General features: G+C 61.4%; 13 protein-coding genes. 10 read left to right on the forward strand and 3 right to left on the reverse strand.

The genetic code is table 11. The features are described 5' to 3' along the window. Positions 1-78 precede the first annotated feature (78 nt). Positions 79-948, forward strand: coding sequence for a fructosamine kinase family protein (locus FHU12_RS10525; protein ID WP_033642864.1), 870 nt, complete (start codon positions 79-81; stop codon positions 946-948). A gap of 35 nt (positions 949-983) precedes the next feature. Here the strand turns inward: FHU12_RS10525 and FHU12_RS10530 are convergent, their stop codons facing one another. Further along, positions 984-1,544 (reverse strand): YniB family protein, encoded by a 561-nt coding sequence (locus FHU12_RS10530; protein WP_141969177.1) that lies wholly within the window; start codon positions 1,542-1,544, stop codon positions 984-986. A 185-nt stretch (positions 1,545-1,729) separates the two neighbouring features. Here FHU12_RS10530 and FHU12_RS10535 point away from each other — a divergent pair, with 185 nt between their 5' ends. The 4 genes from FHU12_RS10535 to FHU12_RS10550 all read left to right on the forward strand — a co-directional run bounded on the left by FHU12_RS10535 (position 1,730) and on the right by FHU12_RS10550 (position 6,286). Next, positions 1,730-3,010: an HdeD family acid-resistance protein gene (locus tag FHU12_RS10535; RefSeq protein WP_141969179.1), complete on the forward strand. Its 1,281-nt coding sequence runs from the start codon at positions 1,730-1,732 to the stop codon at positions 3,008-3,010. A 63-nt stretch (positions 3,011-3,073) separates the two neighbouring features. Then, positions 3,074-3,739 carry a hexitol phosphatase HxpB gene (hxpB, locus tag FHU12_RS10540; protein ID WP_141969181.1) on the forward strand — a complete coding sequence of 222 codons (666 nt, stop codon included), beginning with the start codon at positions 3,074-3,076 and terminating at the stop codon, positions 3,737-3,739. A gap of 425 nt (positions 3,740-4,164) precedes the next feature. Continuing rightward, on the forward strand, positions 4,165-4,713 hold the full coding sequence (locus FHU12_RS10545; protein ID WP_103101250.1) for a metal-dependent hydrolase: 549 nt from the start codon (positions 4,165-4,167) through the stop codon (positions 4,711-4,713). 181 nt (positions 4,714-4,894) lie between these two features. Then, entirely contained in the window at positions 4,895-6,286 is a 1,392-nt protein-coding gene (locus FHU12_RS10550; RefSeq protein WP_038877619.1) for an L-cystine transporter, read from the forward strand. 63 nt (positions 6,287-6,349) lie between these two features. On the opposite strand, the gene phnX is transcribed toward FHU12_RS10550, so the two are convergent. After that, entirely contained in the window at positions 6,350-7,159 is an 810-nt protein-coding gene (phnX, locus tag FHU12_RS10555) for a phosphonoacetaldehyde hydrolase (RefSeq protein ID WP_141969184.1), read from the reverse strand. 9 nt (positions 7,160-7,168) lie between these two features. Next, complete coding sequence (phnW, locus tag FHU12_RS10560) at positions 7,169-8,272, reverse strand: 2-aminoethylphosphonate--pyruvate transaminase (RefSeq protein WP_141969186.1); 1,104 nt, start codon at positions 8,270-8,272, stop codon at positions 7,169-7,171. Between the two features lie 155 nt (positions 8,273-8,427). Between phnW and phnR the strand changes: the two genes are divergently transcribed. The 5 genes from phnR (at position 8,428) to FHU12_RS10585 (ending at position 13,137) form a co-directional block, all read left to right on the forward strand. Next, positions 8,428-9,147: a phosphonate utilization transcriptional regulator PhnR gene (gene phnR / locus FHU12_RS10565; RefSeq protein WP_047576048.1), complete on the forward strand. Its 720-nt coding sequence runs from the start codon at positions 8,428-8,430 to the stop codon at positions 9,145-9,147. Positions 9,148-9,322: 175 nt separating this feature from the next. Further along, positions 9,323-10,333 (forward strand): 2-aminoethylphosphonate ABC transporter substrate-binding protein, encoded by a 1,011-nt coding sequence (locus FHU12_RS10570; RefSeq protein ID WP_141969188.1) that lies wholly within the window; start codon positions 9,323-9,325, stop codon positions 10,331-10,333. A gap of 8 nt (positions 10,334-10,341) precedes the next feature. Beyond that, entirely contained in the window at positions 10,342-11,466 is a 1,125-nt protein-coding gene (gene phnT, locus FHU12_RS10575; RefSeq protein WP_260440777.1) for a 2-aminoethylphosphonate ABC transport system ATP-binding subunit PhnT, read from the forward strand. 1 nt (position 11,467) lies between these two features. Next, on the forward strand, positions 11,468-12,331 hold the full coding sequence (gene phnU / locus FHU12_RS10580) for a 2-aminoethylphosphonate ABC transporter permease subunit (protein WP_141969192.1): 864 nt from the start codon (positions 11,468-11,470) through the stop codon (positions 12,329-12,331). Between the two features lie 2 nt (positions 12,332-12,333). Then, positions 12,334-13,137, forward strand: coding sequence for an ABC transporter permease (locus FHU12_RS10585; protein WP_141969194.1), 804 nt, complete (start codon positions 12,334-12,336; stop codon positions 13,135-13,137). The last annotated feature ends 2 nt before the right edge of the window (positions 13,138-13,139 follow it).

Here is a 13,139-nt window from a genome sequence, read left to right on the forward strand (position 1 = left end):
TGTGCGCCGCGTCGTGTTTTCACCACGGGAAAGACGCTAACCTAATGAATTATCAGGCAGCACAGAGGGGGAAATACCATGTGGCAAGCCGTTAGCCGTCTGTTAAGTGAACATCTTGGCAGCGCAGAGATACGCGAAAGGATTGAACTGCCCGGGGGCGACATTCACCCGGCGTGGCGCGTGAGTTACGGTGACAACGAGGTGTTCGTGAAATGCGACGCCCGTGAGCAACTGCCGATATTCACCGCCGAGGCCGATCAGCTGGCGTTGCTGGCACGCAGCAAAAGCGTGCGGGTGCCGGAAGTGTATGGCGTCGGCAGCGATCGCGACTACAGCTTCCTGCTGCTGGAGTATCAACAGCTGAAACCCCTCGACGCCCACGGTGCCTACTGTCTGGGCCAGCAGTTGGCGCACCTGCATCAGTGGAGCGAGCAACCGCAGTTTGGTCTCGACTTCGACAGCGATCTGACCACGACCCCGCAACCCAACGCCTGGCAGCGCCGCTGGTCGGAATTTTTCGCCGAGCAGCGCATCGGCTGGCAGCTGCAGCTGGCGGCGGAGAAAGGCATGACCTTCGGCGATATCGACGACATTGTCGATCGGGTGTATCTGCGTTTGCAGCACCACCAGCCGCAGCCTTCGCTGCTGCATGGCAACCTGTGGCCGGGCAACTGCGCGATGACCGCCAACGGGCCGATCCTGTTCGACCCGGCCAGCTACTGGGGCGACCGAGAGTGCGATTTGGCGATGCTGCCGCTGTATCCGGAGCTGCCGCCGCAGATCTACGACGGCTATCAGAGCGTATGGCCGCTGGGGGCCGGGTTTATTGAGCGCCAGCCGTTGTATCAGCTGTACTACCTGCTTAACCGCAGCAACCTGTTCGGCGGCCAGCATCTGGTGGCTGCGCAACGCGCGGTGGAGGCGCTGTTGCAGCCCGAAGCGTCGTAACGTTCCAGGGCGCCGCTTGGCGCCCCGTTCATGGCTCAGGCCGCGCCGGCCAACTGCCCCAACAGGCGGATCACGAACCAGGCGATCACCGCAATCACGATCGGCAGGATGTACAGCGGGAAGTACTGCAGGAAGATGGTGTGGTGCGGCAGCGTGATACGCTGCTCCAGCTGTTGGCGCGTGTGCCCTTCGCTGCCCTTGGCCTGCTCCAGGATCATCTGGTCTTCCAACCCTTCGCGGATGAACTTGACCTGGCGCGACATGCGTGCGCCTGAAGCCTGCAGCGCCAGCCCGACGAAGATCAGAATATAGATGATGATGAACATCAGATTGGCGCCGCTGAACAGGCTTTTATCGACGTCAGGCACCGGCGAGTTGTACCAGAAAAGGTTCAGGAACGGCGTGTTGAAACGCACCATGTCCACCATCACGTGAACAAAATCCAGCATCACCGCGTTGATGCCCTTGGTTTTTTCACTGTGCTGGTAGACAAAGCCCAGCACGGAAATCAGCGTTGACAGCAACGCCGGGATAAAAACCACCCATCCGAGAATGCGTTTCAAAATGGCGATACGCCCGGCCTGTTGATACGTCATGTGTTCCCCTTGTTAGCGACGTAACCGAATCGGCTAAGTCTACCTGCAGTTGGCGAAACTCGCCCACCGTTTTCTTCATTCCCGCTGTGCTACAAGCTTAGCCGAATTCGCCGAAATCAACTGCTTAACGACGTCCGGGCACTATCATTGAAGAAATCACGTTATCCGTTTAGTCAGAGGCCGCTATGATTCGACTGATTATCTTATTGCTGGGCGCACAGGCGCTGCACGGCCAGCGCCGCCTGCTGCTGCTTTTCGGTTGGCTGTGGATAGCCGCAGGGGCGCTGATGTTGTTCGACATACTGCAGGATGGCCGCTCGGTGCTGGCGCTGGATGCGCTGGCGGTCATCCTGGCGCTGGAGGGGCTGGTGGCGATATCCGCCGCGCTGGTGATCGGCTCTTCGGCCAGCAGGCCGGTGTTGCTGAAAGGGCTGGGCTTCGTGTTTATGGCCTTTTTAATGTTGGACGTGCCTGCAGACGATAACATCGTCGCTACCGTGGTATTTGGCAGCGCGCTGCTGCTTGACGGTGCCGTGCGCATCGCCTCCTCCACGGTGATTCAACACAGTCGATGGAAAGCCGTGGCGCTGGCGGGCGGCGGCGAGATCCTGCTTTCGTTGATGATTTTTGTCGGCTGGCCGGCGCCGCATCGGATGACGGTGCCCTTTTGCCTCGGCGTGATGATGGTGCTTTCCGGCTGGGCGTTATTGCGTATCGCCCGGAGACTGACAAACTTCTCTCTGAATCAGCACCCCGCGCGGCAGCCGCCGCACCCGGCGGATGAGGCTGTGCCGCTCACGGTGTACGTCTGGACACCGATTGGTGCGGCTAAAGATCCACGCCGGCGTTACATCGTCGACCGATATATCGCGGCGGTCGATGACGGTGGCAATATCTCCACCGGTCATGCCGCCCTGGCGCTCGCGCCGGATGTGTATATCAGTCACTACCCGCTCAACGACATCAGCCATTCCGTTCAGGATTTCCGCCAGTTGTTGCATGCCGGCGAACAGAACAACGTCGACGGGCGTTTTCTGCCCGACCTGTCGGGCGAGATCGCCGCCTGGTGCCCCCCAGACAAGAAAATTCAGTTCTATCGCTATAACCCGGCGGCGCTGCGCGCATTCTGGTTACGCTACCGACAGGATGCGACTTACAACCTGACCCGGCGTAACTGCTCCACCACGGTCATCGGCGCGCTCGACAGTGCGCTGGAGGGCGTGCTGGGCGATAAACATCTGTGGCGCCGTTTTCTGTTACTGGTGCTGGATCCCAATCTATGGATGCTGGCGGTACTGCGCAGCCGTGGCGAAAGCATGACCTGGACACCGGGGTTGGTGCTGGACTATGCGCGCATGTTGCAACAGGTCACCGAGCGCCAACACCAACGCTGGTGGCTAAAGTTACGCGAGATGTGGAACATCCTTCGCTTTGGCAAAAGCCAAACGCGCAGGCAAAGATTTTAGTCTCGCCGCCGGCGATGATAGAGTGTCGGCACATTCATCCGCGCCGGCAGGAGTTAACCGCTAATGGCTTATTCGCAACGCATTGAAACCGCAATTTTTGATATGGACGGCTTGTTGATCGACTCGGAACCGCTGTGGCTGCAGGCCGAGCTGGATATCTTCGGTGCGCTGGGTTTGGATCTGTCCGACCGTCACAAGCTACCGGACACGCTGGGGCTGCGCATCGATCTGGTGGTGAAGATGTGGTACCAGGCGATGCCCTGGCAAGGGGTTTCGCTCGATGAGGTGTCGGCACGGATTATCGAACGCGCCATCGAACTGGTGCACGAGACGCGCCCGCTGCTGCCGGGCGTTCGGCAGGCGCTGGAGCTGTGCCGCAGTCAGGGGCTGAACATCGGTCTCGCCTCCGCCTCACCGCTGCACATGCAGCAGCAGGTGCTGAAGATGTTCGATCTTGAAGGTTACTTCGATCAATTGGTTTCCGCCGAATACCTGCCGTACAGCAAACCGCACCCCGAGGTCTACCTGATTGCCGCCGAACGTCTGGGCAGCGATCCGCTGCGCTGCATCACGCTGGAAGACTCCTTTAACGGCATGATCGCCACCAAGGCCGCGCGCATGCGTTCCATCGTGATCCCGGCAGCCGAATACCGCCACGATCCGCGCTGGGCGCTGGCGGACCACAAGCTGGACACCCTGGAACAGCTCACCCCCGCCCACTTTGCCTGACCTGCGGCGCCGGCCACCGGCGCCCTGGCTTTTCCGCTCTGCGCCATAAAAGGGATCCGTGCCGCAAAACAAACGAAACAGCGTTTCATTATTATTGAATCGGCATGATGTTGTTATTATGCTGGGTGGCAGGGAAAGCGACGGTCCGCGAAACGTTGTCACTGCCACGCAGCGCTCTTCGCGGCCGCCGCTTCCTCCCGCCGCTGCGTACTGAAAACCGCCCTTATTTCTCTCCGTTCCGCACAGCCCATTGCCCGCTTTTTGTTCACGCCCGTCAAAAGCGATGATTTGTTACGTATTGCCGTAACAAGCCGTTGTAAAACCGGGAAAAATAAACAATTGGTTACAGGGTAACTGCTTCCACTACTGGGAATTTTCCCATATACTGGATAAATTAACAGTTTACCAGCCGGAATCGCAACAGCATGACCGCGGAAGGACACCTTATATTCTCTGTCGCTTGCGCGATCTTCGCCAAGAAGGCGGAAGTCACGCCAGAGCTGGCTACCGGCGACTGGTGGCACATCATACCCGCCGCGCTGCTGACCTCGCTGCTGCCGGACATCGATCACCCCAAGTCGGTACTGGGCCAGCGTCTGCGCTGGATTGCCCTGCCCATCGCCCGCGCCTTCGGCCACCGCGGCTTCACCCACAGCCTGCTGGCGATCGCCGGCGGCATGGCGCTGTTCCAGCTGGACGTGCCGCGCAGCTGGCCGATCCCGGCCGACGCGCTGCACGCCATGATCATCGGTTACTTCAGCCATCTGCTGGCCGATATGCTCACTCCCGCCGGCGTTCCGCTGCTGTGGCCATGCCGCTGGCGTTTTCGCCTGCCGCTGCTCAACTCGCAAAAAGGCAACCAGCTGGAGCGCGTACTGTGTCTGTGTCTGGTGGCGTTTGCCATCTGCTGGCAAGGTGGTTTCACCCTGCCGGTGCAATCCTATGTCGAGCAAATCAGAAATATCAGACTCTGATCACAAAAATTCGCTCAACCCATCACCTTCATGTATATAAAACGAACAAAAACACACAAAAAGCTATATCAAATTCCATTTGGATATAAGTAGGCCACTCGGCAAACTGTTACGATATTTACATCGCGACATACGTGATGCGTAGTCGTTTTTATAAGAAAGATTATTGGAGACATTGGGGATGAATCTTCCGCTCGTGATTAACGTGCTGGTGTTTGTCGCGCTCCTGTTGCTGTTGGCGCAAACCCGCCACAAGCAATGGAGCCTGGCGAAAAAAGTGCTGGTCGGCCTGGTGGTCGGCGTGGTGTTCGGCCTGGGCCTGCAGCTGGTGTACGGCTCCGACAACCCGGTGCTGAAAGAATCCATCAGCTGGTTCAACATCGTCGGCAACGGCTATGTGCAACTGCTGCAAATGATCGTCATGCCGCTGGTGTTCGCCTCGATCCTGAGCGCGGTGGCCAAGCTGCATAACGCCTCTTCTCTGGGCAAAATCAGCGTCCTGACTATCGGCACGCTGCTGTTCACCACGCTGATCTCGGCGCTGGTGGGCGTGCTGGTCACCAACCTGTTCGGCCTGACCGCCGAAGGCCTGGTGCAGGGCGCGCAGGAAAGCGCGCGTCTGACGGCGATCCAGACCAACTACGTGGGTAAACTGGCCGATCTGACCGTGCCGCAGATGGTGCTGTCGTTCATCCCGAAAAACCCGTTCGCCGATCTGACCGGCGCCAGCCCGACGTCTATCATTAGCGTGGTGATTTTCGCCACCTTCCTCGGCGTGGCGTCGCTGCAGCTGCTGAAAGACGACAAGCCGAAAGGCGAACGCGTGCTGGTGGCTATCGACACCCTGCAGGCCTGGGTAATGAAGCTGGTGCGTCTGGTCATGAAGCTGACGCCTTACGGCGTGCTGGCGCTGATGACCAAAGTGGTCGCTGGTTCCAACATTCACGACATCGTCAAGCTTGGCAGCTTCGTGGTGGCCTCGTACATCGGCCTGGCCATCATGTTCGTGGTACACGCGGTCCTGCTGGCCTTCACCGGCGTTAACCCGATGAAGTTCTTCCGCAAAGTGTGGCCGGTGATCACCTTCGCCTTCACCAGCCGCTCCAGCGCCGCCAGCATTCCATTGAACGTGGAAGCGCAGACCCGTCGTCTGGGCGTGCCGGAATCCATCGCCAGCTTCTCGGCGTCGTTCGGTGCCACCATCGGCCAGAACGGCTGTGCGGGCCTCTACCCGGCGATGCTGGCGGTGATGGTTGCGCCGACCGTCGGCATCAACCCGCTGGACCCGGTGTGGATCGCCACCCTGGTTGGCATCGTCACCATCAGCTCCGCCGGTGTGGCGGGCGTGGGCGGCGGCGCCACCTTCGCCGCGCTGATCGTACTGCCGGCGATGGGCCTGCCGGTGACGCTGGTCGCGCTGCTGATCTCGGTCGAACCCCTGATCGACATGGGCCGTACCGCGCTGAACGTCAACGGCTCCATGGCAGCAGGCACCATCACCAGCCAGCTGATGAAGCAAACCGACAAAGCCGTGATGGACAGCGAAGACGAAGTCGAATTGGCTCACCGCTAACGCCGTCTCAGAACGAAAAAACCGGGGATTATCCCCGGTTTTTTTATGCCCCGCGTTCGGTCGTTACGGCCGCTCGCCGTTCGCCAGCCGCCGGTTGATATCGGCGATCACGCCCGGCAATTGCGCCAGTGTGTCTATCACATAATGCGCGCCCGCCGCGTACAGCTTATCGGCGGCCGCCGTGCGGCGCTGCTCTATTTCTCCTGCCGCCATTTGACGGTACTCCGACCAGGTAGCGCCGAACTCGTTGCCGGACAGCGCCAGCCCGATGCTCCACATCCCGGCGTTCAGCCCTTCGGCAATGCCCGGCACCGCGTCATCCACCTTCACGCAGTGCGCCACCGCATCGATGCCCAGCGCGATGACGTTCTGCAATGCCATCCACGGCCCCGGTCGGCCGCCGGCCGCAAGATCGTCAGTGGCGACCCAATAATCCGGCGCATAGCCGCGCTGCGCGGCGGCAGGCACCAGCACCTCCATCACCGCACGCGGATAGCCGGAGCAGGAACCGATTTTGATGCCCTGTTCACGCAGAGCGGCGATCGCCTGCGGCACGCCCTCAATGGGATCGGCGAAATCGATCACTTTGGCGATTTGCAGCGGCATAAACGCCTGATACAGCGCGTCGATGTCTTGATGGCTCATCGAGCGGCCCAGCTTCTGCCGCCAGCGTGCGTCGACCGCCGGCAGTTTGCCCAGCGCCTCGATGTGCTGCCATTTGCCGAGCCCCATCGGAATGCGCGCCTCCGCCAGGCTGATGTCGATATCGAAGGTTTGCTTGAACGCCTCGATGAAAATCTGCGTTGGCGCAAAGGAGCCGAAGTCCACCGTGGTGCCGGCCCAGTCGAGGATCACTGCGTTGATCTGTTTCATGGTCAATCCTTATTGATTCCAGTACATCGCCTGCCCGACGGCCGCCAGCAAGCGTTCGATATCCTGCGGATAAATTTCCCCGATGTTGCCGATGCGGAAGCAGTCGCTCTGCGACACTTTGCCGGGATAGATCACAAACCCTTGCTGCTTCAGGCGCTGATAAAACTCGGCGAAGCGATAAGTGTCGGCCTCAGGCGAATAGAACGCGGTGATGATCGGCGAATGCAGCGCATCGTCCAGCAGGGTCTCAAAGCCCAGCGCGCGCATACCCGCCACCAGCCGACGCTGATTGGTCTGATAGCGGTGGTGGCGCGCGGCGATACCGCCCTCTTGTTCCAGCTCTTTCAGCGCCTGCGCGAAGGCCAGCACGGTGTGGGTCGGCGACGTAAAGCGCCATTTACCGGCCTGGTCTTCCATACAGCGCCACTGGGCATACAGATCCAGCGACAGCGAGCGTGAACGGCCGGCACATTTCTCCAGCTCGCTGCGGCGGGCGATGACGAAAGCGAAGCCCGGCACGCCCTGAATGCATTTGTTGGCGGAGCTGATCAGAAAATCGATGCCCAGCGCATCCACATCCAGCGGGATGCCGCCGAAGCTGCTCATGGCATCGACGATAAAGGTCTTGCCGTTGCGCGCCGCCAGGCCGGCGACTTTCTGCAGCGGGTTGAGCATGCCGGTGGTGGTTTCGCAGTGCACCATGGCGATATGGCTGATGCGCGCATCGCTTTTCAGCACCGCCTCCATTGCCGCCACGTCCGGCTCATTGACCTCGCCGCAGTCGAAAGCGTGGTGGTCAATATCCATCAGCCGCGCCATTTCGATCATCCGCGCCCCGTAGGCGCCGTTGTTGACGATCAGCAGCTTGTCCTGCGGGCCGATGACCGTGCCCAGCACGCCTTCCACCGCAAAACTGCCGCTGCCCTGCAGCAGCACCGAGGTGTACCCGGCGGACGGTGTCGCCAGCGCCACCAACCGTTGGCGGATGCGCTGCACCACGCCCAGGTTGTAATCTTCATCCCAGGTGCAGCTGTCGAACAGCATCGCCTCTTTTACCGTTTTCGACGTGGTCAACGGGCCGGGGGTCAACAGCAGGTAGTTACGATCGGACATGTCATTCACCTATTTGGTCTATACCAGATTGCAGGCATTGTGGCGGCAAATTCCTTCCCCGGTCAAACGACAAAGCGCGGTGAAACAAAAAATTCATCTGGCTATGTATAATAAGCGCGTGCCGGAATGTCGGGCCGATGCCATAGCGAGATGAAATGAAAGAACATCAGGGCGATATGCCCCATTACCTGCAGATCAAGGATCAGCTTCAGGCGCGCATCACCCGCGGCGCGCTGCAGGCGGGCGACAAGCTGCCTTCGGAGCGCGAGCTGTGCGCCATCTTCTCCACCACCCGCGTTACCATTCGCGAGAGCCTGGCGCAGCTGGAGGCCACCGGCGCCATCTACCGCGCCGATCGCCGCGGCTGGTTCGTCACGCCGGAACGGCTGTGGTTGGATCCGACGCAGAACACCAACTTCCACCGCCTCTGCCAGGAGCAGGGTCGCGCGCCGCGCACCGCGCTGCTGTCCGGCGAAAAAACCACGGTGCCGCTCGACGTGATGCAGCCGCTGGCGCTCGAGCCGTTCGATCAGGTGTATCTGCTGCGCCGCGTGCGCTATGCCGACGGCCGCGCCATCTGCTATTGCGAGAACCACTGTCTGCCGCAGCGGGTACCGGAACTGCTGAGCCACGATCTCAACGGCAGCTTGACCGAGGTTTATCAGCAACATTACGATTTGATTTACAGCAACATGCACCTGTCGTTCTACCCGACCGCCCTGCCTTACCGCGCCGCCAACGCGCTCGGCGCCATGGTCGGTCTGCCCGCCTTATTGCTGCGCCGCTTGAACTACGATCAGCACGGCCGCATTCTCGATTTCGACATCGAATACTGGCGCCACGACAGCCTACGCATCGAGGTCGATACGCTTTAATCCCCAGCATGACGGGGCTGCGCCCGCCGCTCCGCCTTTCTCTCCCACGCCCAATTCCCGTTGTCGGCAACTCTATTTTGCCGCTTTCATTTGTTTGTCATATTCGCCGATTAGCTTGGCCGCATGTCTGGTGTATACCAGTTTCGCATTAACCCGCAACAGTGAGGCTGAAGCTATGAAACTTTCTCGTCTGGTCGTGATGACCGCCATCGCACTCGGTGCCGCGCCGGCCTGGGCCGCCGACGCGGTGGTGACCGTCTACTCCGCCGATGGCCTGCACGACGGCGATCACAGCTGGTATCAAACCCAGTTTGACGCCTTCACTCAGGCAACCGGGGTCAAGGTGCAGTACGTCGAAGGCGGTTCCGGCGCCATCGTCGAGCGCCTGTCGAAAGAGCGCAGCAACCCGCAGGCCGACGTGCTGGTGACGCTGCCGCCGTTCATCCAGCGCGCCGCCGCGGAAAAACTGCTGCAGGATTTCACCCCGCAGGATGCGGTGCAGATCGCCGGCGCCCAGCCGCAGTTCGTGCCGCTGGTGAACAACTACCTGAGCTTCATCTATAACGCCAAACTGTTGCCGCAGGCGCCCGCCAGCTATCAACAGCTGCTGGACGCGCAGTTCCGCAACAAGCTGCAGTACTCCACGCCGGGCCAGGCGGGTGACGGCACCGCAGTGATGCTGCAGGCGTTTCACAGCTTCGGCAGCAAAGACGCCGGTTTCGACTACCTCGGCAAGCTGCAAAGCAACAACGTCGGTCCTTCCGCTTCCACCGGCAAACTGACCGCGCTGGTCAATAAAGGCGAGCTGCTGGTGGCCAATGGCGATCTACAGATGAACCTGGCGCAGATGCGCAGCAACCCGAACGTGAAGGTGTTCTGGCCGGCCGGGCCGGACGGCAAGCGCAGCACGCTGGTGCTGCCTTACTATGTCGGCCTGGTGCAAGGCGCGCCGCAAAGCGCCAATGGCAAAAAGCTGATCGACTTCCTGCTGAGCAAAGAAGCACAAAGCAGCGTCAGCGCCATTTCCTACGGCATGCCGGTGCGTAAGGACGTCACCCCGACCGACGATAACTTCAAGCAGTCGCAGGCGGCGCTGAAAGGCGTGGACATCTGGGCGCCGGACTGGAATCAGGTGGTGAGCAGCCTGTCCGCCGATATCTCCCGCTGGCACCAGGTGACCGAATGACGCTGACGATGCCTTCTACCCTCTCTTCCCGCGCCGAGGCGCGGGATAGTAGCCAAGACATCGCCGGGCCGTCGGGCATTCAGCTCGATCGCGTCAGCGTGTCGTATCGCGGCACCGAGGTGCTGAAACCCCTCACGCTCACCATCGCCCCCGGCGAAGTGCTGGCGCTGATCGGCCCCTCCGGTTCGGGCAAAACCACCGTGCTGCGGGCGATCGCCGGATTCGTGCAACCGTCCGCCGGGCGTATTGCCATCGGTGACGTCGATGTCACCGACGTGCCGCCTTATGAGCGCGGCCTGGGCATGGTGGTACAGAACTACGCGCTGTTTCCGCATATGCGCGTCGAAGACAATGTGGCGTTCGGCCTGCGCGCCCAGGGCAAGCCGCGCGGCCTCACCGCCGAGCGCGTCGAAGAGGCGTTGGCCATCGTCGGCATGTCCGCCTACGCCAAGCGCTATCCCAGCCAGCTTTCCGGCGGCCAGCAGCAGCGGGTGGCTATCGCTCGCGCCATCGCGGTGCGCCCCAAAGTGCTGTTACTGGATGAACCGCTGTCCGCGCTGGACGCGCAAATTCGCCACAGCATGGTGGAAGAGATCGCCCGCCTGCACCGCGAGCTGCCTGACCTGACCATCCTGTACGTCACCCACGATCAGGGCGAAGCGCTGACGCTGGCGGACAAGATTGGCATCATGCGCGACGGCCACCTGATCGCCCACGGCGAGACCCGCGCGCTTTACCATCATCCCACGAACCGCTTCGCCGCCGAGTTCCTCGGCCGCGCCAACCTGCTGCCGGCCACCGCGCTGGAGACCACTACCGGGCAAGGCATGACCACCGTCAGCTGCGCCGGCAAAGTGATCGGCTGCTTCACCTACGGCGCACAACGCGGCTTCGACAAACTGCTGTGTATTCGGCCGCAGCATATTGCGCTCGATGCCGACGCCCAGCGCAGCAACTGCCTCATCGGTACGCTGCGCGATATTCACTGGCAGGGGGAATTGACGCACCTGCAGTTCGACGCGCTAGGCCATCCGCTACGCGTGGTCACCACCCACCGCAGCCGGATGCCGCAGATCGGCGAGCGCGTGCCGCTCTATTTCGCCCCCGACGACGCGGTACTGATCGAGGACTGACATGACCGACTCTACGCTTATTCGCCCGGCCCTGCGGCTGCGCTTGCCGCGCCGCCTGTGGATCCTGCTGCCGCTGCTGGTGCTGGCGACGCTGTTTTTCTATCCGCTGGCGCTGATCGTCAAACAGGCGTTTACCGACGAGCAGGGGCTGTTCAGCGCTGCCGCGCTGCAACAGGTGTTCGAATCCCGACGCTTTGTCGGCGCCCTGCTCAACACGCTGCAGATTGCGCTGCTGGCGACGCTGGGCTGCCTGGTGCTCGGCACCCTGCTGTCGCTGCTGCTGGTGTTCACGCCGTTCCCCGGCAGCCGATTGATCGCCCGGGTGCTCGATACCTTTATCGCCATGCCAACCTTCCTGATCACGCTGGCCTTCACCTTTATTTACGGTTCCGCCGGCCTGCTGAACGGCACGCTGATGGCTACCTTCGGTTTTACCCTGCCGCCGGTGGACTTTCTTTACTCCATTTGGGGCGTGATCCTGGCGGAAATCACCGTGTTTACGCCGCTGGTGATGCGCCCGCTGATGGCGGCGCTGTCGCAGATCGATCGCAGCCAGCTCGAGGCCGCCAGCATCCTCGGCGCCCGGCCGGGGCGCGTGGTGCGCCAGGTGATTTTGCCCGCCGCGCTGCCGGCCTTGCTGGCCGGCGGCAGCCTGTGTTTGCTGTTGACCACCAATGAGTTCGGCATCGTGCTGTTTATCGGTGCCAAGGGCGTCACCACGCTGCCGATGATGGTCTATTCCAAAGCAATTCTGGAGTCGGATTACGCCGTCGCCTGCACGATCGCCGTCGTGAATATCGCGCTGTCGCTCGGGCTGTTCTCCCTTTACCGCTACGCCGCGGCGCGCGCCGGGCTGAGGAACTGACGATGTTGATTTGGTCTCGCACCGGCCGCACCCTGACCTGCACGCTGGCGGTCACGCTGTTCGCCCTGTTCTTCTTCCTGCCGCTGGCGGTGATCCTGATGTCCAGCCTCAGTGAACAGTGGAACGGCGTGCTGCCGAGCGGCTTCACCCTCAGCCATTTCCGCCAGGCTTTCGGTGGCGCCTCCTGGGACGCGCTGGTCGCCAGCCTGGCTATCGGTTTCAGCGCCAGCCTGTTCGCGCTGCTGTGCGGTACCTGGGCGGCGTTGGCGCTGCGCCACCATCAGGGGCGCGGCCAGCGCCTGCTGAGTACGCTGTTCTTCATACCCAGCGCGGTGCCTTCGGTGTCGATCGGTTTAGGGATGCTGGTGGCATTCAGCCAGGGGCCGCTGCAGATGAACGGTACCTTCCTGATCGTGCCCGTCGCCCACTTCGTGCTGATTTCCGCCTTCACCTTCGGCAACGTGATGGCCGGGCTGACCCGGCTTTCGAGCGACTACGAAAACGTCGCCGTCAGCCTGGGCGCTTCGCCGCTGTTTCGCCTGCGTCACGTCACCCTGCCGATGATCGCTCCCTATATGATCTCCGCCTTCGCCCTCAGCCTGTCGCTGTCAATGGGGGAGCTGGGCGCGACCATGATGATCTACCCGCCGAGCTGGGCGACGCTGCCGGTCACTATTTTTAGCCTGACCGATCGCGGCAGCATCGCCAACGGCGCGACGCTGACCATGATCTTGGTGGCGGCCACGTTGCTGCTGATGTTAGTGCTGGAGCGGATTGCGCAGCGGCTGACGCCGGGCGCAAAATAACA

It is taken from the genome of Serratia marcescens (genome assembly GCF_006715005.1).
Classification (GTDB): domain Bacteria; phylum Pseudomonadota; class Gammaproteobacteria; order Enterobacterales; family Enterobacteriaceae; genus Serratia; species Serratia montpellierensis.

What these genes read in the sequence shown, in the direction of transcription:
- FHU12_RS10525 (WP_033642864.1), top strand. Translation starts at nt 79, where the DNA reads ATGTGGCAAGCCGTTAGCCGTCTGTTAAGTGAACATCTTGGCAGCGCA.
- FHU12_RS10530 (WP_141969177.1), bottom strand. Translation starts at nt 1,544, where the DNA reads ATGACGTATCAACAGGCCGGGCGTATCGCCATTTTGAAACGCATTCTC.
- FHU12_RS10535 (WP_141969179.1), top strand. Translation starts at nt 1,730, where the DNA reads ATGATTCGACTGATTATCTTATTGCTGGGCGCACAGGCGCTGCACGGC.
- hxpB (WP_141969181.1), top strand. Translation starts at nt 3,074, where the DNA reads ATGGCTTATTCGCAACGCATTGAAACCGCAATTTTTGATATGGACGGC.
- FHU12_RS10545 (WP_103101250.1), top strand. Translation starts at nt 4,165, where the DNA reads ATGACCGCGGAAGGACACCTTATATTCTCTGTCGCTTGCGCGATCTTC.
- FHU12_RS10550 (WP_038877619.1), top strand. Translation starts at nt 4,895, where the DNA reads ATGAATCTTCCGCTCGTGATTAACGTGCTGGTGTTTGTCGCGCTCCTG.
- phnX (WP_141969184.1), bottom strand. Translation starts at nt 7,159, where the DNA reads ATGAAACAGATCAACGCAGTGATCCTCGACTGGGCCGGCACCACGGTG.
- phnW (WP_141969186.1), bottom strand. Translation starts at nt 8,272, where the DNA reads ATGTCCGATCGTAACTACCTGCTGTTGACCCCCGGCCCGTTGACCACG.
- phnR (WP_047576048.1), top strand. Translation starts at nt 8,428, where the DNA reads ATGAAAGAACATCAGGGCGATATGCCCCATTACCTGCAGATCAAGGAT.
- FHU12_RS10570 (WP_141969188.1), top strand. Translation starts at nt 9,323, where the DNA reads ATGAAACTTTCTCGTCTGGTCGTGATGACCGCCATCGCACTCGGTGCC.
- phnT (WP_260440777.1), top strand. Translation starts at nt 10,342, where the DNA reads ATGCCTTCTACCCTCTCTTCCCGCGCCGAGGCGCGGGATAGTAGCCAA.
- phnU (WP_141969192.1), top strand. Translation starts at nt 11,468, where the DNA reads ATGACCGACTCTACGCTTATTCGCCCGGCCCTGCGGCTGCGCTTGCCG.
- FHU12_RS10585 (WP_141969194.1), top strand. Translation starts at nt 12,334, where the DNA reads ATGTTGATTTGGTCTCGCACCGGCCGCACCCTGACCTGCACGCTGGCG.